The sequence below is a fragment of the Amycolatopsis rhizosphaerae genome (assembly GCF_007713715.1).
Classification (GTDB): Bacteria; Actinomycetota; Actinomycetes; order Mycobacteriales; family Pseudonocardiaceae; genus Amycolatopsis_E; species Amycolatopsis_E rhizosphaerae.
Genome location: NZ_VJWX01000069.1, coordinates 1 through 21,279, shown reverse-complemented (window position 1 = coordinate 21,279; position 21,279 = coordinate 1). Strand labels below are relative to the sequence as shown.

The window sequence follows — 21,279 nt, the reverse complement described above, 5'->3', positions numbered from 1 at the left end:
GTCCCTTCACAGTCAAATCGACTGTGAAGGGACCCTTCACGGCCAACACTCACGCGACTTTGCCGGGGCCCTGGCAAATAGGGCTGCCGGGTCAGCGGGTCAGTTCGCCAGGAACTCCACCTCCGAGAGGCTGGCCGGACCGCCGGTGAACTCCAGGCGGTAGGTGGTGTAGCGGCCAGGATGCGCCACGCGGAACGGCCGGGTCTGGTCACGCCAGGTGAAACTCTGGTTCTGGCGGGCGTCCAGCACCGTCCAGTTCACCCCGTCGTCCGAGCCCTTGAGCACCCAGCCCGTGGGGTCGGCGCCGGTGCCCTTGCCCGAGGTGAGCGTGTAGTAGGTGACCGGATCCGCCGCGGCGCTGAGCTGGTACTGCACCGCCGGCGCCGTCGCCTCGGTGGCCGTGGTGTTGTCGAACAGCGCCGCGTCGCTGGCGGTGCCCTTGCCCGGACCGGTGACGTCGGTCAGCGGCGTCGGCACCGCGTCGCCCTGGGTGATCGACTTCGGGGCGTCGCCCGTGCCGGTGCCCCAGTTCGACGGGTTCGGCCCCAGGTCGAAGTCCAGCCGTCCGCCGCGGGCGAGCAGATCGTGCGGCAGCGAGGTCGAGGTCCACGGCCTGCCGTTGACCCGCAGTCCCTGCACGTACACGTTCCTGGCGCTGTTCTTCGGCGCGTTGATCACCAGGTCCCGGCCGTTGCCGAGGTGCACGGTCGCCTTCTTGAACAGCGGCGAGCCGATCGCGTAGTCCGGGCTGCCCATCTGCAACGGGTAGAAGCCGAGCGCGCTGAAGATGTACCACGCCGACATCTCGCCGTTGTCCTCGTCACCGGGGTAGCCCTGGCCGAGCTCGCTGCCGACGTAGAGCCGGGAAAGCGCTTCGCGCACCTTCGCCTGCGTCTTCGACGGCTGCCCCGCATAGTCGTACATGTACAGGATGTGGTGCGAGGGCTGGTTGGAATGCCCGTACTGGCCCATCCGCACGTCCCGCGCCTCGCGCATCTCGTGGATGGCCCCGCCGTAGGAGCCGGGGAAGTTCGCCGTCTCCGGGGTGGCGAAGAACTGGTCGAGCTTGTTCGCCAGCTGCTGCTTGCCGCCGTAGAGATCGGCCAGGCCCTGCCCGTCCTGCGGCACGGTGAAGGCCATGTTCCAGCCGTCGGTCTCGGTGTAGTCGCCGCCCCACACGCGCGGGTCGTACTTCGAGGCGGGCAGGCGGAAGCTGCCGTCGGGGTTGCGGCCCTGGAAGAAGCCGACGCCCGGGTCGAACATCTTCACGTAGTTCTGGGCACGGTTGAGGAAATAGGTGTAGTTGTCCTCGTACTCCTTTTTACGCGGATCGTTCGGCGCGGCCTCCTCGGCGAGCTTCTTCGACAGGTTCGCGATGCCGAAGTCGTTGACGTAGCCCTCCATCGCCCACGACATGCCCTCGCCGGTGGTGGTCGGGGTGTAGCCGAGGAAGATCGAGGTGTCCAGGCCCTTGCGGCCGACGCTGTCGTTCGGCGGGGTCACGGTCGCGTTCTTGATCGCCGCGTCGTAGGCCGAGCGGATGTCGAAGTTCCGCACTCCCTTGAGGTAGGCGTCGGCGAACGCGACATCCGAACTCGTGCCGGTCATCAGGTTGGCGTAGCCGGGTGAGGACCAGCGGGAGATCCAGCCGCCGTCGCGGTACTGCTGGACGAACCCGTCGATCATCTTCCCCGCCATGTCCGGCGAGAGCAGGGTGTAGGCGGGCCACGTCGTGCGGTAGGTGTCCCAGAACCCGTTGTTCACGTACAACTGGCCGTCCACAACCTGCTGGGTGAACGGGCTGAAGTAGGCGTACTTCGGCTGCCGCGCCGTGCCGACGTTCTCCGAACCGGAGTTCGGGTAGAGGAACAGGCGGTACAGGTTCGAGTACAGCGTGGTCAGCTGGTCCCGGCTCGCGCCTTCCACCTCGATCACGCCGAGCGTGCGGTCCCAGGCGGCCCGTGCGGCGTCGCGCACCGACTCGAAGGTCGCATCCGGCGCGATCTCCAGCGCGAGGTTCTTCTTCGCCTGGTCGAGGCTGATCAGCGAGGTCGCGATGCGCATGGTGACGGTCCTGCTGTCGAACCCGAGGTAGCCGCGCACGTTGTCCCGGCCCTCACCCGGCAGCATGCTCCCGGCGCGCACGGGCTGGTCGAACGTGGCGTACACGTACAGCCGTCCCGCGCCCGCGGACAGTCCGCTCTTGACGTCGGAGTACCCGCTGATCGAGTTCGTCGCGGGATCCAGCGTGAGCCCGCCGTTGTTGTTCACGTTGTCGAAGACCAGGCTCGCGTCCTGGCCGGGGAAGCCGAACCGGAACATCGCCGCGTGGTCGGTGGGCGCGATCTCCCCGGTGACGCCGTTGGTGAACCGCACCCCGTAGTAGTACGGGCGGGCGGTCTCGTCCTCGTGCCGGAACGCCAGCGCCCGCGCGGTGCGGTTGCCGTCGGGCACCCCCGCGGCGGCCGAGGGCATGATCTGGAAGGTCTGCCGGTCACCCATCCACGGGCTCGGCTCGTGACTGAGCCCGAACGCCTGCAGTGTCGGCAGGTTCTGCGCGTTGTTCGCCTCCTGGTAGCGGTAGAGCCAGCTGTCCGAGCCGGCGTCGGTGACCGGGGTCCAGAAGTTGAAGCCGTGCGGCACCGCGGTCGCGGGGAAGTTGTTGCCCCGGGAGAACGTGCCGTTGGCGTTGGTGCCGCGCGTGGTCAGCACCCGGTCCGCCAGGTGCGGTGCGGGCGACGCGGTGGCGGGGGCGATGCCGATGTCGTCGACCCAGCCGTTGAAGGTGGCCGGACCCGCCGGGTTGTCGTAGCCGATCAGGATCCTCGCGATGGTCTTGCCCTTGGCCACCCGGCCGATCTCCGAGCGGATCAGGTTCCACTGGTTGGTGTAGAGCGCCTTGCCCGCTCCCTGGCCCTGGGGCGAGAGCGTGAACCCGTACTGGTCGGTGGCGCCGAGCTCGCTCAGGTAGGTGCCGTCAGTGAAGGCCAGGTCCACCGCGACGTTCGTGCTCGGGTAGCTCAGGTCGCCGCTGACGAACTCGGGGAAGATCTTGTAGGACAGCTCGGTGCGTTCGGTCACCGGCAGCCGCACGTCGTAGATCTTGTTGTAGGAGTACCCGTGCCCCTGCGCCGTCTGCGTGCCGCCGTAGTGCAGGGCGCGCAGGCCGGTGTAACCGGCCCGGGCCTTGTTGGTGTAGCCGCCCACCGGCCCGCTGTCGGGATAGCTGCGCATGTTCGGCAGCGGCGGTGGTGCCGGTTCGTCGTTGGCCAGCAGCAGTTCCGAGAACTGCAGCAGAGGCGCCCCGCTGTTGGCGGTGATGTTCATCCGGTAGTACCGGTAGGTCGCCGGTGCCGCCAGCCGGAAGTTCAGGGTCTGGAACCGGTTCGGGAAGGACTGCCCGCTCTCCTGGTCGATGGTGGTCCAGGTCTGGCCGTCGGCCGAACCCTGCAGGGTCCAGTCCTTCGGGTCGCGGGTGGGGGCGTCGTTGGCCGAAGTGACCGCGTAATGGGTGATCGCGGTCGGTTCGGTCAGCGCGAACTGCACCCAGCCGGTGGGGGAGAAGGCCAGCCACTTCGTTTCGGGCTTGCCGTCGATGAGGTTGACCGCGACTTCGCCGGCGCCGGTGTTCTCGTCACTGGCGGTCACGTCGGTGACCTTGCCCCGGATGTCGCCGGGGATGGCCGAACCGTTGGCGCCGTTGACCCCGGAGGTCTTCGGCTGCCCGTCCGGGCCGGTCTCCACGGTGTCCACCCAGCTGGGCGGTGGATCGGTTGTTTCGAAGGAAGAGGAGAAACTCGTTTCGGCGGCGTTCGCCGGCCCTACGGCCAGCAACCCCGCCGCCAGCACGACGGCGGACAGCAGCACCGACACTCCGTTGGTTCGGACCATGCAGCGAAGCTCAACCCGTGATCACCACCACCGTCAAGGATTCCGCTTGATCCTGACCGAAACCGGACAACGCTCGACGACGCCTCCGGTCTCCCGGCGCCGGACCTGGCACCGGGAGACCAGCACCCGCCCCGAACACGCTAGCTGGTGATCACCTCTTCCTTGCGCCGTCCGAGCAGCCAGGCGCCGGAGCCGAGCACCGCTGCCGCGAGTCCGACAGGCCAGGACATCATGGGCACGACCTGGACGGTTGTGTCAGCCGGGGGATTGAGCCCGACCGCGGTGATGTTGCCCGGACCGTTGGTGTAGTTGCCGTCCTGGGCCGCCGTGACGTTCAGGGTGACGGTACAGGAGGCCATACCAAGGTCGAGGTTGCCGGTCACCGAGATCGAAGAGCTGCCGTTCGGGGCGGTGACCACGCCGCTGGGGCAGTTCGTGCCGGCTGCGCCCGCGACGACCAGTCCCAGAGGCAAGGTGTCGGTGAAGGACCAGCCGTTCTTGGCCGCCAGTTCGCTGGTGTTGGTGATCGTGAAGGTCAGCGGCACTGCCTGACCGGGCTGGGCCCTGCTCAGGTCGAAGGACTTGTCCAGCTGCGGTGTGGCATCCATGAGCTTGACGTTGTCGAAGGCGTGGTCGTTGCCGCCGCCGGAGGGCTGGTTGTTGACCAGCTGGAGACCGGCGGAGTCACCGGCGTACAGGGTCGCGCCCGCGTAGAAGGTGCCGACGTCGATGGTGCCGGGGCCAGGAGCGGTGCCGATTCCCGGGACTGTGACCGGGTGCAGAACCGGGCTACCACAGGGATCGATCTGTACGCCGAGAGGCGATGGCGTGCCGGCAGTGTCCAGCAGGTTCCAGTACAAGAACGGATGTGCGGCCTGGCAGCCCTCGACCGCGACGTCGTAGCTCAGCAGCAGAAAACGATTCTTCCCCGGCAACGCGATGTTCCGCCCCGCTTGGAAACCGGTCTGGAACTCGACTTTGGGGGCACCTGGATCAACAGCGACACCGTCATGTCCCGTGGCGGCCGTGATCGCGTAGTTTCCGGCCGGGTTCGCCGAACCGCCACCCAGCGCGTACGCGATCTGTTGTGAGCCATTCCAGGTCACGGGGCCGCAGTCCGACATCGACGTCGGGCCAGGGGCGTTGGGATCCTGGCCGAAGGACGTGACCAAGCCGTTGCAGTTGCTCAGCCAAGCCGGATCCGCGAAGTAGCTCTGACCGTTCGCGCCGGTGTACTGGTTGAGCCGGAGGACGGGGGCGGGTGAGGCGACGTTCTGGAAATCCTCCAGGTAGATCGTGCTGGGGGCCTGGGGCGTGCCAGGCGTGCCAGGAGAGGCAGCGGCCAGTGGAAAACCAGCACCGACCGCGACCGCCGCGCCGGCCGTGACGACAGCAGCGGTCCGGCGGGCGGCCCGGAAGCGTTTCCCCCCGCGCGTCGGGAGCATTTCTTGTCTTGTGGACATTGCACTCCTTGGTGAGGTGGCCCTCGCTCGGCCCGGAAACCAGTGCAGGGCGCTACTGACCGGCGTATGCCGGACCGGATGTAGGAACACCCGGTGCTTCCTGGACCCGGGCAGGAGTGCTGTTCCTCACGCGGGCCGCGCGATCTCCCCGGTTCGGGGGACTCGCAGCCGCTGCACCGCGTGGTCGTGTCTGGGCATCGTTGTTCACGGCAGTTGCGCGACGGAAAGCCCCATGCCCGCACAGGTTGCTGTGTCCCCGGGGAACACCCCGACGGCTCCGGACTCGACGCCGACGGCATCCGGATCGAGAACGCAGGAGACCAGGGCTGGGATGGCGAACCGGTACTGGCCCTGGGAAGCGGCAGGCCGTCGCTGCCAGTTGTAGTAGTTCTCCTGCCAGGCGGTACTGCAGATCTGCATGGCGTCGGCGGCGACGTCGCCCCGGCCGTCCTTGCCCTTCCCGTTGATCCCGATCGGGACGTGCTGGTTGGGCTCCTGGCTGCTGATGTCCGCGGTCCGGTAGCAGTAAGCGATGTCGCGCCTGGTCGGAGGCTCGACTTTGATTTCCGGTGTGCCGACGGCCGCTCCAGGCGAACCGGCCCGACTCGGGGATGTCGCATTGTGGGAGGTCAGCAGAACGGTACCGCCGATGACGATCGCCACCGCGGCGGCGGTCCCTGCCAGCGACAACGCTGGATGTGGACGGCGCCTGCGCAAGTTGGCGTCGGCGAGCGCGTCGACGTCAAGGCGGAGGGGTGGCTCGTCGGTCCCGAGCGCACGTGTGAAAAGTTCCTGTTCACTGTTCATGGCCGCTCCTGAAGGCGTGATGCTTGGAAAGCGGGCTGGGCGTCACGCAGGAAGGACCGCAACGTGTCCAGGCCCCGTGCGGTCTGGGACTTCACGGTCCCTTCATTGATGTCCAGAGCGGCCGCTGTCTGCGCGACCGTGAGGTCGCAGTAGAACCGCAGCACCAGCACCGCACGCTGCCGCGGGGGGACATGCCGCAACGCCTCGCGGATATCCAGGACTTCGTCGCTGTTCGGGCCCATCACCGGTTGGTCGGGCGTGAAGGCCTGCAATTCCTCGAGGTGGCGCGAGCGCCGGGCCCCATCCACCACAAGCCTGGCGATGACCTTGCGGGCGTAGGCCTCGACCCCCGCCAAGTCGATCCGGTGCCAGTGCCTGGCAAGGCGGATCAGGGCCATCTGGACGATGTCCTCGGCCTGGACCCAGTCGCCGCACATCAGGAACGCCACGCGACGCCAGGACACGGCGCGCTCACGCGCGACTTGGGTGAACAGCTGGCGTTCGGCCATGAGCGACCCTCCTCTGTCGCCCCCTTGATACGGGCCCACGCACCAGGAAGGTTGCATCGCCACAGCTGATTTCCGGCACAGCATCCGTCCGGGTCGCGCTACCGGCTCCTGGCAGGGACCGACCCCGGATCCGCTGTCAGCGGAAGGTGGTGCCAGACATTTCAGCAGTGGGTGAGGAAGTGGCGCAGTACCCGGGTGCCGAAGCGCAGGCCGTCCAGCGGGACCCGCTCGTCCACCCCGTGCGCCATGGCCCGGTACGGGAAGCCCTCCGGCAGCCACAGCGGGGCGAAACCGTAGCAGTCGATCCCGAGCGGGGTGAAGGCCTTCGCGTCGGTGCCGCCGCCCAGGCAGTACGGGACGACCACGGCCTGGGGATCCTCCGCGACCAGCGCCTGCTCCATCGCGGTGAACCACGGCGAGTCCACCGGCGCCTGCACCGGGTGCTGGTGCGCGACGAACTCCCGGTCCACCCCGGGCCCGAGCAGCCGGTCGAGCTCGGCGAACAGCGCGTCCTCGGTACCGGGCAGGACCCGCGTGTCCACCTGGGCGCGCGCCACGCTCGGGATCACGTTCACCTTGTACCCGGCTTCGAGCATGGTCGGCGTGGTGCTGTTGCGGACGGTGTTCTCGGCCAGTGAGGCGGCCGGGCCGAGGCGTGCCAGCGAACCGTCCACATCGGACAGATCGATGGGGACGCCGAGGGCCTTCCCGGTCCGGACGAGGAAGGCCTCGACGGTCGGTGTCAGGTGGACGGGCCAGCGGTGGGTGGCGATCCGGTTCAGCGCGGCGACCAGCCGCACCACCGCGTTCTCGTCGTTGCGCCGCGAACCGTGCCCGGCACGGCCCCGGGCGGTCAGCCGGAGATGGGCCGTGCCCCGTTCGGCCGTGCCCACCGGGTAGAGCCGCACGGTCCGCCCGTCCGCCGCGGGCACGTGGTAGGTGTACCCGCCGGACTCGCTGATCGCCGCGGCGCAGCCGTCGAACTCGGCGCGGTGCTCGGTGGCCAGCCAGTGCGCCCCGAAGATCCCGCGGTCCTCCTCGTCGGCGACGAAGGCGAGCACGAGGTCGCGGCGCGGGCGCAGCCCGGCGGCCACCGCGGCGAGCACCATCGCGCAGAAGTCCTTCATGTCCACCGCGCCGCGGCCCCACAGGAACCCGTCGCGGATCTCCCCGGCGAAGGGCGGCACCGACCAGTCCGCCGCGTCCGCGGGCACCACGTCGAGGTGGCCCTGCACGAGCAGCGCGGGCAGCGACGGGTCCCGGCCCGGGATGCGGGCCAGGACGTTGGCCCTGCGGTGCGCCGATTCGAGGAGCTTCGCCTCGATCCCGGCGGCGGAGAGCACCGTGGCGACGTACTCCGCCGCGTCACGCTCACCCGCCGAGGTTTCCGGATCACCGGTGTTGGTGGTGTCGAACCGCAGCAGCGCGGCACACAGTTCGACCACATCCGGCCCGGTGGTGCCCTCAGCCATAGATCCCCTGTACCGCGCCCGCGGCGATCGCCGTGACCACCTTGAACGCCTTCATCGCCTCGGTCATGCCGGGCGCGGTGAAACCGACCCGGCGGACCCCGATCTGTTCGACGGTGGGGACCACCGCCGTGGCCTGCGCGAGATGGCTCGCGTCGAACTCGACCTCGATCCGGTGCGGGGCGGTTACCGGCGCGGCCCGCACCGCCCGTTCCATGGCCCGCTCGGCCGCCTCACGGATCGCGATCGCGGTGCGCTGCGGCGGGGTGCAGATCGCCGCGTACCGGCTCACGCACTCCTTCACCGCCACGCGCACCGCGTCGGGCGCGTATTCGGCGGCGTCGTCGCAGGTTTCGTCGTCCCCGGTGACCAGCAGTACCGGCACGCCGTACTCCGCGGCGAGCGCCGCGTTGAGCCTGCCCTCGCTCGCGGCCACCCCGTCCAGCCACACCCCGGTGATCTGGTTTTCCAGGTAGGTGTGCGAGAGCACCCCGTCGAACCCGGCCCCGGCGTGGTAGCCGAGGAAGACGACCCCGTCCACGCCCGAGTCGATGCCCTGCATCATCGACAGCGGCTTGTGCCTGCCCGTCAGCAGGCGCGCCCGCACGTCGAGGTCCTCCAGCAGCAGGTTGCGCTGTGAGGAGTGGGCCTCGTTCACCAGGACGTCCGTGGCGCCGCCGGAGTGCAGGCCCGCGATGGCGGCGTTGACGTCGCCGGTGAACAGGCGGCGGAAGCGCTGCCACTGCTGGGTGCCCGGCACCACGTCGTCGGTCCAGGTGACGCCGGTGGCGCCCTCCATGTCCGCCGAGATCAGGATGCGCATGGTCCAGACCTTACGTTACGGCTCGGAAACTAACGAGGATGGTCGTTGACTTGACGGGCGCCAAGGTGGTTACTTTTCCGCTTCGAGAGCTTTCAGAGAGGTGGACGCAAGTGGCGATCAGTTCCCCGAGACGGTGGCGGCCTGCCGCCGCCGCGCTGGCCGCGGTGCTGGCGGTGGGTCCCTTCGCACCCCAGGCCCAGGCGCAGACCGGCGGCGGCAGGGTGCTGCGGGTGGCGCTCGTGCAGGAGGTCGACCACCTCAACCCGTTCCTCGCCTCCTTCGCCTCGAGCACCATGATCGGCCGCATGGCCTGGGAGTTCCTCACCCTGCCCTCGGCCGAGGACAACACGCCGAGCCCCGGCCTGGCCACCTCGTGGAAGGCCTCCGACGACAAGCTGACCTGGACCTACACCATCCGGCAGGGGATGAAGTGGTCCGACGGGCAGCCCGTCACCGCCAAGGACGCCGCCTACACCTTCAACCGCATCATGAGCGACCCGAAGGCGCAGGAGGCCAACGGCACCTACGTCGAGAACTTCGCCTCCGTCACCGCGCCCGACGACGCCACCCTGGTGATCAGGACCAAGGCGCCGCAGGCGAGCATGAACGCCCTCGACGTGCCCATCGTGCCCGAGCACGTCTGGTCCTCGGTCGGCGACATGAACGACCCGAAGACCGACACCGTGCCCGTCGTGGGCGTCGGCGACGGGCCCTTCCTGATCAGCGAATACCGCCCGAACGAGCTGGTGCGGCTCAAGGCCAACCCGGACTACTGGCGGGGCCGCTCCAAGGTCGACGAGCTGCAGTTCATCAGCTACAAGAACGCCGACGCCGCGGTCAACGCCCTCAAGAACAACGAGGTCGATGTGGTCAACCGGCTCACCGCGACCCAGTTCAACGCCCTGCAGGGCCAGTCCGGGATCACCACCAACAAGGCCAACGGCCGCCGCTACCGCGACCTGCTGATCAACCCCGGCGCGCAGAACGCCGCGCACCAGCCGATCGGCGACGGCAACCCGGCGCTCAAGGACGTCCGCGTCCGGCAGGCCATCGCCCGCGCCCTCGACCCGCAGGTGCTCATCGACAAGGTCATGGGCGGCAACGCGCAGCTCGGCGGCGGCATCGTCCCGGCGTCCTTCCCCGCCTACCACTGGGACCCCAGCGACGGCGAGCGGCTCAAGTACGACCCGGCGGCCGCCAACGCCGCACTCGACGCGGCCGGCTACCCGAAGGGGCCGGACGGCATGCGCCCGTTGACCCTGCGGCTGCTCGGCAAGGCCAGCGAGGACTTCTCCCAGCGCGCTTCGGACTACGTGGTGAGCTGGCTGGGCGCGGTCGGCATCAAGGCCACCAAGCAGCTCGTGTCGGACAACGAGGTCTCCGACCGGACCGACAACGGCAACTACGACCTGGCCTTCTCCGGCTGGGGCACCAGCCCCGACCCCGACTACGTGCTGGGCAAGCAGACCTGCTCGGCGCTGCCCGCCACGGCAGGCAGTAGCAGCAGCAGCGCGTTCTTCTGCGACCCGCAGTTCGACAGCCTCTACCAGCAGGAGAGCACCGAACTGGACCAGGCCAAGCGGGCCGAACTGGTGAAGCAGGCCCAGGCCCGCTACTACAGCCAGGTGCCCAGTTTCGTGCTGGAGTACGACAACCCGCTGGAGGCCTACCGCTCCGACCGCTGGGTGAGCTTCCCGAAGCAGCCCGCGAACACCGGCACGATCATGGAGCAGAGCGGCTACTGGTCCTACTACGGCGCCGTTCCGGCCGGTGAGTCCTCCGCCGGGGGCGGCGGCCTGTCCGCGGGCGCCTGGGTCGGGATCGGCGCGGGCGCGGTGATCGTGCTGGCACTGGCCGGAACCGCGGTGGCACGGCGGAAGAAGTCCGCCGACGACCAGGAGTGAGCGTGACCGAAGCACTCACCGGTGCCGGGCTCACCGACCCCGACGAACGGCGGGCGGGCACCGGCACGGCCCGGTTCCTGCTCGGCAAGCTCGGCGGGGCGGTGGCCAGCCTGCTCCTCGTGGTGACGCTGGGGTTCGTGCTGTTCCGCACGATCCCCGGCGACCCCGTCGCCACGCTCACCCGGGACCGCCCGACCACCGCCGAGCAACTCGCGCAACTGCGGGAACGGCTCGGGGTGGACAAACCGGTCATCCAGCAGTTCCTGGACTACCTGGGCGGACTGTTCCGCGGTGATCTCGGCACGTCCTACGCCTACAACCGGCCGGTGGCCGATCTCATCGCGGAACGGTTCTGGCCCACGCTGCTCCTGGTCGGCACGGCCACGGTGCTGGCCGTGGCGATCGGGATGTGGCTGGGCGTGCGCGCGGCCTGGCGCCGGGACAGCCTGTTCGACCGCACCCAGACCGGGATCGCGCTGACCCTGTGGTCGGTGCCGCAGTTCTGGCTCGGGCTGCTGCTGCTCATCGCCACGCACGGGCTGTTCCCGAGCGGGGGAATGCGCTCCCCGAACGCCGGGACCGGTTTCCTCGGCCAGACGCTGGACGTGGCCTACCACCTCGTCCTGCCGTGCCTGACCCTGCTCGCCGTGCTCTACGCCCAGTACATGCTGGTCATGCGGTCGTCGCTGCTCGGCGAGATGGACGCCGAATACCTGACCACGGCGCGGGCCAAGGGCCTGCGCGACGACCTGGTGCGCCGCCACCACGCGGTCCCGAACGCGCTGCTGCCCACGGTGACGCTGGTGTTCCTGCAGTTCGGCATGGTGGTTTCGGGCACCGTCACGGTCGAAACGGTGTTTTCGTGGCCGGGGCTGGGCCTGCTCACCTACCAGGCGCTGAACGTGCCGGATCTTCCCTTGCTGCAAGGAGTCTTCGTGGTGCTGGCCGGCTCGGTCATCGTGATGAACCTGATCGCGGAACTGCTCTACCGCGTGCTCGACCCCAGGGTGCGGGCGCAATGAGCACCGCGATCGCCTGGCAGCGCCGCCGCGCGGCGGCGGGGCGTGTGTGGCGGGAGTTCGCGGCCAACCGGGGCGGACTGGCCGGTCTCGGCGTGCTGGCGGTGATCGTGGTGCTGGCCGTGCTGGCCCCGGTGATCACCGACCCGGCGGGCCTGGACGTGGTCAACGCGCCGGGGCGGCCCCTGCAGCCGCCGAGCGGGCGGTTCCCGCTGGGCACCGACGTGGACGGCCGCTCGGTGCTGCTGCTGACCCTGTGGGGCGCGCGCGTGTCGCTGCTGGTCGGGTTCGCCGCGACGATCCTGTCCGTGTTCATCGGCACGCTCGTCGGGCTCGCCGCCGGGCACTTCGGCCGCTGGGTGGCGGCGGTGCTGCTGCGGTTCACCGACTTCTTCCTGGTCCTGCCCTCGCTGGTGCTCGCGATCGCGCTGTCCGCGGTCCTGCCGCAGGGCGTGGCCACGATCATCCTCGCGGTGGGCGTGACCTCGTGGCCCACCACCGCCCGCCTGGTGCGGGCCCAGACCCTCACCATCGAAAGCAGGCCCTACATCGAGCGCGCGAAGGCGCTCGGCGGCGGGCACGCCCACGTCATCGGCAAGCACGTGCTGCCGGGGGTGCTGCCGATCGTGCTGGCCAACACCACGCTGGTGGTCGGCAACTCGATCATCGCGGAGTCCACGCTGTCGTTCCTCGGCCTCGGCGACCCCAGCCAGGTGTCGTGGGGGTCCATGTTGCAGCGCGCGCTCGGTTCGGGTGCGGTGACCTCGGGTGCCTGGTGGTACCTGCTGCCGCCGGGGCTGGCGATCGTGGTGATCGTGCTGTGCTTCACCCTCGTCGGCCGCGCGCTGGAGACGGTGCTCAACCCGCGGCTGAGGAGGCGTGATGGGTGACAATCGCGTCGCGGGTGTCCCGCAAGACGCCAGGGCGTGTATCAAAGTGGCTTGGGTGGCGGTGCGGGTGGCGGAACCTCAGGCGGTCCCTGGCTGTGGGATCTCCTCCTCATGAATGCCAATTCACCACGTCGGAGCTTTCCTCGCCAGGAACCGCCTGAGAACCCGCGGCGGTGCCAGTTGACAGCGTGGCGCAAGCGGCTGACGCCGCTTCAAGACGCAAAATCCGACTTGCGTCGACCAACGCTCGACTTCGATACAGGTCCTAGGGGAGAACGGTCGTGACCGCGTTGCTCGAGTTGAAGAACCTGGGCGTCACCTACCGCGCCGGCAGCGGGGAGGTGGCGGCGGTCCGGGACGTCAACCTGCGCCTGGAGCCGGGCGAGACCCTCGGCGTGGCGGGGGAGTCGGGCTCGGGCAAGTCCACCGTCGCGATGAGCGTGCTGCGGCTGCTGCCGAAGTCGGCCCGCGTCAGCGGCGAGATCCTGCTCGACGGCGAGGACGTCACCGCCATGCGGTGGGGCAGGCTGCGGGCGGTGCGGTGGGCGGAGGCGTCCGTGGTGTTCCAGGGGGCCATGCACGCGCTGAACCCGGTGCGGAAGATCGGGACGCAGATCGCCGAACCGATCCGGCTGCACGCGGGAAAGAGCCTCGGCGGCGCCGAGGTCGACGCCAGGGTCGCCGAACTGCTCGACCAGGTCGACCTCCCACCCGCCAGGGCCACGGCGTACCCGCACGAGCTTTCCGGCGGGCAGAAGCAGCGCGTCATGATCGCGATGGCACTGGCCTGCCGCCCCCGGCTGATCATCGCCGACGAGCCGACCACCGCGCTCGACGTGATCGTGCAGGCCCAGGTGCTCGACCTGATGCGCAAGCTGGTCGCCGAACAGCACCTCGGCCTGATCATGATCAGCCACGACCTGTCGGTGCTCGCCTCGACCTGCTCCCGCATCGCCGTGATGTACCGGGGCGAACTCGTCGAGCACGGCCCCAGCGCGAACGTGATGGCCGAACCGCGGCACGACCACACCCGGGCACTGGCCGCGGCCTTCCCCACGGTCGGCGACCCGGTGTCCCGGTTCGCCCCCGCGACCAGCACCCCGTTGCCGCCGGAACCCGAGGTCCCCGCCGAGAAGGACGTGCTGCTGTCCGCGCACGATCTCCGGGTCGCCTTCACCGACCGCAGGGGCGCGAAGATCCAGGCCGTGGCCGGGGTCGACATCGAGGTCCGCCGCAACGAGATCGTGGCCCTGGTCGGGCAGTCCGGCTCCGGCAAGACCACGCTCGCCCGCACCCTGCTCGGCCTGCAGAAACCGACTTCGGGTTCGGTGCGGTTCGCCGGCGAGCCGGTGCCGACCTCCGGGGCGGGCCTGCGGGCGTACCGGCGGCAGGTGCAGCTCGTGCTGCAGGACCCGACCAGCGCGCTGAACCCCCGGCACACGGTGTACGAGGCGGTCGCCGAGGGCCCGCGCATCCACCGGCTGCCCGGGGACGAGCGGGAAATCGTGACGGCCGCGCTGGAGGCCGCCGAACTGCGCCCGGCCGAGGATTTCCTTGCCCGGCTTCCCCACGAGCTCTCGGGCGGCCAGCGGCAGCGCGTGGTGATCGCGGGCGCGCTCGCGCTGCGCCCCAGCGTCGTGGTCGCCGACGAACCGGTGGCCTCGCTGGACGCCTCGGTGCGCGGCGAGATCCTCGGCCTGCTGCTGCGGCTGCGCCGGGAACTCGGGCTCGCCGGGCTGGTCATCACCCACGACCTCGGACTGGCCTGGAACATCGCCGACCGCGTCGCCGTGATGTATCGCGGCGAACTGGTCGAGGTGGGTACGGTCGAGGAAGTACTGCTCGATCCGCGACACGACTACACGAAGTCACTGCTCGCCGCGCTCCCGGGCGGGGTGAGCAGGACTCACATACCGTCCTCCACGAACTGAGTCAAGGAAAACAGCCGCCACCGAGAAACCGTCTCAGCGCGGTGTGTAATCTTCCAGATCGAAATGGCGACCACTACTGATCCCGCGCCGGACGCCCCCTCACTGGGCCAGGACCCCGGAACGCCTGCCGAGGCGTCTCCGGCGGTGGACGGCGTCCGCGGCGGTTCCCCGTTTCCCTACCGCACCATCGCGATGGGGACCATCGGCAGCCTGCTGCTGCTTCTCGGCGCGCTGGGTGCCGCCGGGATCCTGATCCGCGACCCGGTCATCGGCGCCGGACCGCTGTCCTGGCTGCGCTACGGGCACGGCCGGATGCTGGCGAACGCCGTGCTCTACGGCGGGTTCGCGCTCGTCGTGTGGGCCTGGGTGCGGCTGGGCCGGTACATGCTGGCCGGCCGGATCGGCAGCAAACCCATCCTGGTCGCGGCCGCGTGCTGGATGGGCCCGCTGATCATCTCGCCGCCGCTGTTCACCCGCGACGTGTTCTCCTACCTCGGCCAGGGCGCCCAGCTGCTGCACGGGCTCAACCCGTACGCGCACGGCCCCGCCGAGCTGACGATCCTGCCGAACGTGGTGCAGAACGTGCACCCGGTGTGGCAGACCACGCCCGCCCCCTACGGTCCGCTGTTCCTGCTGGTCGCCAAGGGCATCGTGGCGGTGACCGGGGACAACGTGATCGCCGGTGTGATCGTCACCCGCCTGGTGCTGCTGGTCGGCCTCGGCGCGATGATCTGGGCGCTGCCGCGCCTGGTGCGCCACCTCGGCGGCAAGGTGCCGATCGCGATGTGGCTGGCGGTGGCCAGCCCGATGACGGTGATCCACCTGGTCGGCGGCCCGCACAACGACCTGCTGATGATCGGCGCCCTCACCGTCGGTGTGCTCGCGGCGCTGGAGCGCAAGCACGTGCTCGCGATCGCGCTGGTCACCGTCGGCATGCTGATCAAGCCGACCGCGGCGATCGCGCTGCCGTTCCTGGTCTGGGTGTGGGTCAACCACCTGCCCGGCGACAACCGGATGCGCAACCTGGTCAAGGCCGGTGCGGCGTCACTCGGCATCTTCGCCGTGGTGTTCGTGGCGGGCACCTGGGTCTCGCTCGGCTCGGTGAACCTGGGCTGGGTCACCGGCCTGAAGGCGCCTCAGCTGGTGACGAACTGGCTCAACCCGTCGACCGGGATCGGGCAGATCGTCTACACCCTGGTGCACCTCGTGGTGAACGTGCCGGAGTCGCCGTTCGTCACCGTCGCCCGCCTGTTCTCGTGGCTGGCACTCGTGGTGTTCTTCGTGCGCCAGTGGTGGAAGGCGCGCTTCGGTGGCAACGAGGCGATCTTCCGGATGGCGATGACCCTGCTGGCCACCGCGATCCTCGCCCCGCCGACCCTGCCCTGGTACCTGACCTGGGGCTTCGTCGTGGCCGCCGCCTTCCCGTGGCGGCGGCGCCATCTGGCGATCGTGGTCGCCGTGGCGATCTTCCTGGTGATGGCGTACTACCCGACCGGCGAGCAGGCGCTCTACGACTGGTGGTTCGTCGCGGTGACCATCGCGTTCGGCCTGTACGCGGCCGCGTCCCTGCTGCGCCCGGACCCGCTGGGCCTGGTCGGCGCGTGGCAGCGGCAACGGGCGGGCACCATGGGCGCCACTGTGGGCGGCACCGTGGGCACAGTGGCCGAGGGCGGGCAGGTCCCCGCGCGATGACGCCCCGCCGGGACCGGGACACGCCGACCTTCACGGAGCGCGCCCGCCGGCAACAGCTCATCGACAGCACCATCGGGCTGATCTCGACACGCGGATACCCGGCGACCTCGCTGGCGGCCATCGCCGAGGACGCCGGGATCTCCAAGGCGGCGGTGCTCTACCACTTCTCGTCCAAGGACGAGCTCACCCAGGCCGCGCTCACGTACGTGCTGGAGCGCTTCACCCGCTTCGTCCGCGACCGGGTGGACAACGCCCCGGACCCGCGCGCGGCCGTGCTCGCCTCGGTGCGCGGCATGATCGAGTACCAGCGGGACAACCGCAACCACGTCCGCGTGATCACGGAAATGCTGCTCGACGACAAGGGCGGCACACAGCTGAAGACGCCGGGGCAGCACGACGTCGGGCGGCGCTGGCAGACGCTGGCGGACCTGCTCGTGGCAGGGCAGCGGGCCGGGCAGTTCCGCGAGTTCGACCCGCAGGTCGTGGCGCTGGCCATCGGCGGCGCCATCGACAACGTCGTCTCGCACTGGCTCGTCCATCCCGACCTGGACCTGGACCGCGCGGCCGACGAGCTGGAGGAGTTCACCCGCCGCGCGATCGACCGGTGAGGACTCAGCGGCGGGCGAAGCCGGGGGCGTGCTCCGGGCGGATACCGATCCCGCCCAGGTAGGCGGTCATGGCCCGCAGGAACGGCATCCGCCGCACCAGCCGTAGCGGCACCGGCAGGCGGTCACCACGCAGCGTGCCGTCCAACGCGGGCCGCAGCAGCATCGCGTGCTCGCCACGCTGGGACCGCTGGGTGACCACCATGGGCAGCCACCGCCGCTTCTGCACCCGTGCCAGGTTCGCGGTGGTGACGGTGCCGTCCCGCAGTGGCCGGGCGAGGAGCCGGGCGGCGGCGACCGCGTCCTGCACCGCCAGGTTGACACCTACCCCGCCCACGGGAGACATGGTGTGGGCCGCGTCGCCGAGGCAGAGAAGGCCTTCGCTGTACCAGCGCGGCATGCGACCCATCCGCACTTCGAGGAGTTTCACGTCCTCCCAGGACGTGATGGCGGCGGTGACCGTTTCGTCCCAGTCGAACAGTTCGCCGAGACGTTCGCGGAACCAGCCGATGTCCCGGGCGCGGAGCTGCCCGTCCAGCCCCTTCCCGATCAGGTAGGAGGTCTGGAAGTAGTCGCCCCGGTCCATGGTCACCGCCGCCTGGCCCGCCGTGAACCGGGCGAACACCCGCCCGTCCTTGAGCGCGTCGCGCGGTGCCGGGACACGGGCCTGCCAGACGTCCATCGGCACGTCGAACTCGGTGAACGCGAGCCCGGCCTCCCGCCGGACCAGCGAGTCGCGGCCGTCGCAGGCGACGACGAGGTCGGCGGTGAGTTCGCCGTCGGTGCCGTGTTCGTCCACGTAGCGCACGCCGGTGACCCGGCCACCCGACGTGAGCAGGCCGGTCACCGCGGTGTTCATCCGCAGCGTGAACGAGGACTCCTCGGCGGCCGCGTCGGCGAGAAGCGTGAGGAAGTCCCACTGCGGGACCATGGCGATGTAGCGGTACTTGCCCGGGATGCGCCGGAAGTCGGCCGCCACGACCGTCGTTTCCCCGATCAGCATGCGCATCTCTTCGAGCCGGCGAGCTGGGAGCGCCGCGAACCGGTCGGCGAGACCGAGTTCGTCGAGCAGGCGGAGGGTCGAGGGGTGCACGGTGTCGCCGCGGAAGTCCCGGAGGAAGTCGCCGTGCTTCTCGAGGACGGTGACCGCGATCCCGGCCCTGGCCAGCAGCAGGCCGAGCATCATTCCGGCGGGCCCGCCGCCCACGACACAACAGGTGGTCCGTTCCATGACCTCACTCTAACCGCTCGGTCAGAGCACTGACCGAGCGGTTAGCTTTCGGGGGCAGGGATCGCCGACTGGCGAGTTCGCGTCTTCAACCGTCGCGTTCTTGCTGGTTGTGGCCGTGAGTGAGCACCGGGGACATACGTCATGCGGTGTCATGAAGATTTCATCAAGGACCGCTACTGTCCGTGTGCCGATGTGTCGTCGGTGTTTCCTAGGTTGGATTGGGGCAACCGTGACTGGACCGGAATGGCAGCAGCAGCCGTTCGCGCAGGCCCCGCCCGATGTCCGGGGGGCCGCGCGCCCAGCGTGGCGGCGGCGGAAGGCGGTGTTGCTGGGCGGCGCCGGGCTGGTGGTGGCGCTGGTGGCCGGGCTGGTCGTCTGGGTGTCGGTGCCGAATGGCTCCGCGGACCCCGCCGGTGCTGCGGCGTCCGCGTCAGGTGCGCCGCCGGCCGAGGTCGGGGCGGCAGCGGCGGACGCGCTGCAGGCGTGGCCGGCGGTACAGCTGACGGTGTCCTACCAGCCTGGCGTTTACGGCGAGCAGGACCCGCCGGTGACCGAGGCCGACCTGACGGTCACCGCGGACGGACAGGCCGCGGGGACGCTGCGGGAGCCGGAGGCCGGGTCGGCGGACGCCGCCTGGTCCGGGGGGCAGTTGTACCTGCAGGGCGATCCCGAGTTCTGGGCGCAGCAGGATCCGCAGTACGCCGACATTCTGACCTCCGCCGGCCGATGGGTGAAGCCGGAGAAACGCTCGGGCTACTACATGCTGGACAACTTCGGGGTGGACGCGGGCACGATCACCCCCAAGGCGCTGGCCGAGCTGGTGCGTCAGGTCACCTCCGCCCCGGACGTGCAGCGGGACGGGCCCTGGCAGACCCAGGACGGGCACCCGGCCACGGCATACACGGCACGCGGGTGGACAGTGCTGATCGGCGACGAGGCACCGCACGCCGTGCTGGCCTTGGGCGGGAACCCGCACGCGAGCGACGGCCCGGTCCGCCCCGCCGCCTGGCGCCCGGCCGGGCCGATGGTGGCGGGCCCCGCGGTCTACCGGCCGTTGCAGGCCGACGACCCGGACGGCAACGACACCGGACCCTACGTGTCGATGGCGCCTCGGCAGGCCACGCAGGACAAGGCCGACGCCACACGTTCTGCGGTCGCCTCCGCCTCCGCCGAGGCCGTGACCGACGACGGAGCCGGCCGGCTAGGGGGCCAGCGGGCATCAAGTGGGCCGGAGTTCGAGATCAACGAGCTGACCCCGTCGTTGTGCACCAGCCCGACCTGCACGCACACCATCGAGGTCACCAACTCCGGCGCGCAGGCGGCCGACGCGACCCTCTATACCAACGACCCCGGCGACCCTGGCGCGCCGTCGCCGCTGGGCACCCTCGCGCCGGGCCAGTCCAAGCAGGTGACCTTCTCTCACGCCAACCTGGCGCCGGCAACGGGCGGGACGGTGAACTACACAGTGAACGTGTGGGTGTACTCCTCGGCGCTGTATGGCCCCGACCCCGACGTCGCCGAGCGGCTGCGGGCCCGGGGCCTGCAGCCCGACAAGCAATCCGAGCTGAGCAGTATCGACGTACCGCTGCGGCCCGCGGCCACCCGCCTGCTGGATGCGATGACCAAAGACACGCCGACGTCGGGCTCGGACGCCGAGAAGGTCAACGCCTCCGCGTTGAAGGCCCTCAACAGCGCGAACCGGAGCGGCCAGTTGCCGCTGTGGGAGAAGATCGTCGACTCCGGCAGGCTGCAGAACCCCGGCGATCTGCGCAGGCGGGTCAGCGATGCCGGAGCGCCCGGCCAACTCGGCAAACGCCGCCAGTTGGAGCACCTCGTGCACCTTCTCCAAACCGACCCGACCGCACGAGTCTGGTACGACGGGAACTACACCGCCGACGACGGCAAGCAGTACCACGCCGATGCGATCTATACCAGCACCCAAGACGGCAAGCCGGTCAAGCGCTGCGTCCAGGTCAAGGCCCTGAAGAGCCTGGGCAGCCTGGGGTCCAACGTGCGCGATGGGGCCCAGCAGCTCAACGGCCAGAAAACAGGATCCGACGAGAACTGCCCGCCGGGTTTCGAGCGCGTCCTGGTGATCGAGCTGGAGCCCTCCGTCGGGCCGGCAATGATGTATGGGGGCATCCGTCCCGCCGTGGAGGCATTCCTCAAAGGCAAGAAGAGCCAGCAAGCCCGCCAGAATCTCTGCGGCCCCAACAGGACCAGCCTCGTGGACCGTCTGGTGATCGTCAACGCCGCCGGAACCCACGAGTGGACCGATCTGGGCAAGACCCTCGGGATCCCCTGCTGACCTGACGCCGACGCAGGATCCAACCGCACCGGCCATGCCGGTGCGGCGGTCCGCGGCGAAGCGAGCGTCAGCGCACCAGCGGGCGGATTCGGCTGACGCGATGGCGGTGCGGTGGGTGAGGCCGCTGGCTAGACTGCGGGTGGCGTTCCGGGACGCCACCGGTCCGCGGACAGGGCTGAGCCCACCCGGTTGGTGTGTGCGGCATCGGTATGGCCCTGTACCTCCTTTCAGGCCGGCGTAGCGGACCGCGGGCCATGGAAGGAGGTCGCCATGGCGACCGTTCGTCTTCCCGAGGACCCCAGCCTCGAACAGCTGCGCAAGCAGGCGAAGGACCTACGCGACCAGGCCAGGGCCGGCGTGTCGGAGGCGCTGGGCCTCGTGGGTACTCATCACCCGGACGGCCCGCACCCGCCGTCACTGGCCGGCGCGCAACTGGTCGTGGCCCGCCGTCACGGGTTCTCGTCGTGGGCCACGCTCAAGCGACACGTCGAGACCATCCAGCACTACCGCCGCGTCCCGGATCAGGTCGACACAGCGAGTTCGCCCGCCGAGCAGTTCCCGTTGCTGGCCTGCCTGAGCTACGGCCACGACGACAATCCGGTCCGCTGGCACCAAGCCGCCGAACTGCTCGCCGTGCACCCCGAACTCACCAACGCCTCGGTCCACGCGGCAGCGGCCGCGGCCGACGCCGACGCACTCGCCGCCTTGCTGGCCGCGGATCCGACGCTGGCCGCGAC

15 protein-coding genes are annotated in these 21,279 nt (G+C 69.9%); 8 read left to right on the top strand and 7 right to left on the bottom strand.

All coding sequences use genetic code 11. The features are described 5' to 3' along the window. Positions 1-99: 99 nt before the first annotated feature. The 6 genes from FNH05_RS10120 to FNH05_RS10095 all read right to left on the bottom strand — a co-directional run bounded on the left by FNH05_RS10120 (position 100) and on the right by FNH05_RS10095 (position 8,962). Positions 100-3,891, bottom strand: coding sequence for a GH92 family glycosyl hydrolase (locus FNH05_RS10120; protein ID WP_144587084.1), 3,792 nt, complete (start codon positions 3,889-3,891; stop codon positions 100-102). 140 nt (positions 3,892-4,031) lie between these two features. Continuing rightward, a complete protein-coding gene (locus FNH05_RS10115; RefSeq protein WP_144587083.1) occupies positions 4,032-5,354 on the bottom strand; it encodes a DUF7933 domain-containing protein in 1,323 nt (440 codons plus the stop codon). Positions 5,355-5,558: 204 nt separating this feature from the next. Further along, a complete protein-coding gene (locus FNH05_RS10110; protein ID WP_144587082.1) occupies positions 5,559-6,161 on the bottom strand; it encodes a hypothetical protein in 603 nt (200 codons plus the stop codon). Continuing rightward, entirely contained in the window at positions 6,158-6,670 is a 513-nt protein-coding gene (locus tag FNH05_RS10105; RefSeq protein ID WP_144587081.1) for a sigma-70 family RNA polymerase sigma factor, read from the bottom strand. Before FNH05_RS10105 ends, FNH05_RS10110 begins: the two co-directional genes overlap by 4 nt. A gap of 161 nt (positions 6,671-6,831) precedes the next feature. Further along, complete coding sequence (locus FNH05_RS10100; protein WP_144587080.1) at positions 6,832-8,142, bottom strand: M20/M25/M40 family metallo-hydrolase; 1,311 nt, start codon at positions 8,140-8,142, stop codon at positions 6,832-6,834. Continuing rightward, a complete protein-coding gene (locus FNH05_RS10095) occupies positions 8,135-8,962 on the bottom strand; it encodes a M55 family metallopeptidase (protein ID WP_144587079.1) in 828 nt (275 codons plus the stop codon). Before FNH05_RS10095 ends, FNH05_RS10100 begins: the two co-directional genes overlap by 8 nt. A gap of 110 nt (positions 8,963-9,072) precedes the next feature. Here FNH05_RS10095 and FNH05_RS10090 point away from each other — a divergent pair, with 110 nt between their 5' ends. The 6 genes from FNH05_RS10090 (at position 9,073) to FNH05_RS10065 (ending at position 17,006) form a co-directional block, all read left to right on the top strand. Beyond that, positions 9,073-10,866, top strand: a complete 1,794-nt coding sequence (locus tag FNH05_RS10090; RefSeq protein ID WP_246127641.1) for an ABC transporter substrate-binding protein — start codon at positions 9,073-9,075, stop codon at positions 10,864-10,866. A gap of 2 nt (positions 10,867-10,868) precedes the next feature. Then, positions 10,869-11,888, top strand: coding sequence for an ABC transporter permease (locus FNH05_RS10085; protein ID WP_144587077.1), 1,020 nt, complete (start codon positions 10,869-10,871; stop codon positions 11,886-11,888). Further along, positions 11,885-12,775, top strand: coding sequence for an ABC transporter permease (locus tag FNH05_RS10080; RefSeq protein WP_144587076.1), 891 nt, complete (start codon positions 11,885-11,887; stop codon positions 12,773-12,775). The genes FNH05_RS10085 and FNH05_RS10080 overlap by 4 nt, the downstream gene beginning before the upstream one ends. 281 nt (positions 12,776-13,056) lie before the next feature. Continuing rightward, on the top strand, positions 13,057-14,706 hold the full coding sequence (locus FNH05_RS10075) for a dipeptide ABC transporter ATP-binding protein (protein WP_144587075.1): 1,650 nt from the start codon (positions 13,057-13,059) through the stop codon (positions 14,704-14,706). A gap of 63 nt (positions 14,707-14,769) precedes the next feature. Further along, on the top strand, positions 14,770-16,398 hold the full coding sequence (gene mptB / locus FNH05_RS10070) for a polyprenol phosphomannose-dependent alpha 1,6 mannosyltransferase MptB (RefSeq protein ID WP_144587074.1): 1,629 nt from the start codon (positions 14,770-14,772) through the stop codon (positions 16,396-16,398). Beyond that, positions 16,395-17,006 (top strand): TetR/AcrR family transcriptional regulator, encoded by a 612-nt coding sequence (locus FNH05_RS10065; protein ID WP_144587073.1) that lies wholly within the window; start codon positions 16,395-16,397, stop codon positions 17,004-17,006. Before mptB ends, FNH05_RS10065 begins: the two co-directional genes overlap by 4 nt. 4 nt (positions 17,007-17,010) lie before the next feature. On the opposite strand, the gene FNH05_RS10060 is transcribed toward FNH05_RS10065, so the two are convergent. Then, positions 17,011-18,234 (bottom strand): FAD-dependent oxidoreductase, encoded by a 1,224-nt coding sequence (locus FNH05_RS10060; protein WP_144587072.1) that lies wholly within the window; start codon positions 18,232-18,234, stop codon positions 17,011-17,013. A 229-nt stretch (positions 18,235-18,463) separates the two neighbouring features. On the opposite strand from FNH05_RS10060, the gene FNH05_RS10055 reads away from it, so the two are divergent. Together FNH05_RS10055 and FNH05_RS10050 are read left to right on the top strand one after the other, a co-directional pair. Continuing rightward, a complete protein-coding gene (locus FNH05_RS10055) occupies positions 18,464-20,542 on the top strand; it encodes a COG1361 family protein (RefSeq protein ID WP_144587071.1) in 2,079 nt (692 codons plus the stop codon). Positions 20,543-20,812: 270 nt separating this feature from the next. Beyond that, positions 20,813-21,279, top strand: a 467-nt coding sequence (locus tag FNH05_RS10050) for a hypothetical protein (protein WP_425458431.1), incomplete at its 3' end; no start/stop codon positions are given.